The sequence below is a fragment of the Kitasatospora sp. NPDC004669 genome, assembly GCF_040609455.1.
GTDB lineage: Bacteria > Actinomycetota > Actinomycetes > Streptomycetales > Streptomycetaceae > Kitasatospora.
On record NZ_JBEXKB010000212.1, the window covers coordinates 1 to 1,624 of the forward strand.

A 1,624-nucleotide genomic window follows, 5' to 3' on the forward strand; every position below is an offset into this window, starting at 1 on the left:
GGCCACCCGCTCCGCCTCCGCCAGCACCACACCCGACGCGTCCCCCTCCGGGTCCGCCGCCATCGCCTCCAGCACCAGCCGGTACATCCCCGCGAGACGCCCCAGCGCCTCACGGCCGACGACGTCCGAGGTCGTGTTGAGCATGATCCGCCGGCCGACCGCCGCGACGTTGAGCGCGAACTCGTTGCCGCCGACGTTCAGGTTGCCGGCCATGTCGACCGTCTCGGTGTCGACCTGGTGGAAGTCGAGGTACTCGAAGAGCACCGCGATGAGGCGGCCGCTCTGCCCCGAGTCCCGCTGGACGGCGGGCAGCGGGTAGCGGCGGTGGGCCCAGGTCTCCGCCTCCTGCGCGAAGACCTGCTCCACCAGCTGGCGCCAGGTGCCGGACGCCCGGGTGGCGGGGAACGGCAGCGTGTTCAGGTGCATGCCCAGCACCCGCTCCGCACCCGGCGCCTCCAGACGCCCGTGGTAGACCACGCCCGTGTGGAAGGCCCGCTCCGTGCTGAGCATGCCCAGCACCTTCACGTGCGCGGCCAGCAGCACGCTCTTCAGCGAGGTCCTGGCACGGGCGGCGAGCGTACGGAGGCCGTCCTCGAGGTCGCCGAAGGCGACGTCCGTCCCCAGCGGCTCGCGGGCCCCGGCCGTCTCCGAGTCGGCCCAGGAGTCGGGCAGCTGCGCGGGAACGTGGTTGTCCACGATCCCCCGCCAGAAGGCGCGGTCCTCCTCGGAGGCCAGCGACTCCAGCTCGGCGGCGATGAAGTCCGCGTACCGGACGGTCGGCGCCTCGTAGGCGGGCAGCTCACGGCCGTCGCGCAGGTGCTGGTAGGACGCCAGCAGCTCCATGAGGAGCGAGTGGTAGCTCCAGCCCTCGGCGATGGCGTGGTTGTAGGTGAACGTGAGTCGCCAGGCCTCGTCCGACTCCAGGTGGATCGCGATCCGCAGCAGCGGCGCGGTCCCGAGGTCGAAGGCGGCGGCGTGTTCCTTCACCGAGAAGGCCCGCAGCGCCTTGATCTGCTGGGTGGAGTCGAGACCCCTCAGATCGTGCAGCGCCACCGGCATCCGGGTGTCCGCGTGCACCAGCTGCATCGGCCGCGAGTAGCCGCTCAGGTGCATCGAGGTGCGCAGGGCCTCGTGGCGGCCGGCCACGACGGCGGCGGCCTCCGTGAAGGCGGCGGCGTCGAAGGGCTCGGCATCCGGGATGCGGAAGGAGCTGATGTTCAGGTAGGCGGACTCGCCGCGCTCCTGGGCGGCCAGCATCTCGACGAGCATGCCGGTCTGGATCTGCGACAGCGGGTAGGCGTCCACGACGCCCGCCGGCAGCGCGGCGCGGTCCTCGTCGCCGATCAGCGCGAACGGCTCCACGGCGGTGACCAGGGACTCGCCCGTCTCCTTGCCGGAGATGTACGTGCCCAGGTCCGCGATCGTCGCGTGCTGGTAGACCGACCGGACATCGACGTCGTAGCCGGCGGCGCGCAGGGCACCGACCAGGCGCACGACGCGGATCGAGTCGCCGCCGAGCTCGAAGAAGCTGTCCTCGACGCCGACCCGGTCGACGCCCAGGACCTCGGACCAGACGGCGGCCAGGCGCTCTTCCAGTGGGGTGCGGGGGGCGACGATCTCGGTG

At 72.1% G+C, this 1,624-nt stretch carries 1 protein-coding gene; it reads right to left on the reverse strand.

Annotation, left to right across the window (positions count from 1 at the left end):
- On the reverse strand, window positions 1-1,624 hold a 1,624-nt coding region (locus tag ABZW30_RS46940; protein WP_355677485.1), incomplete at both ends, for a condensation domain-containing protein.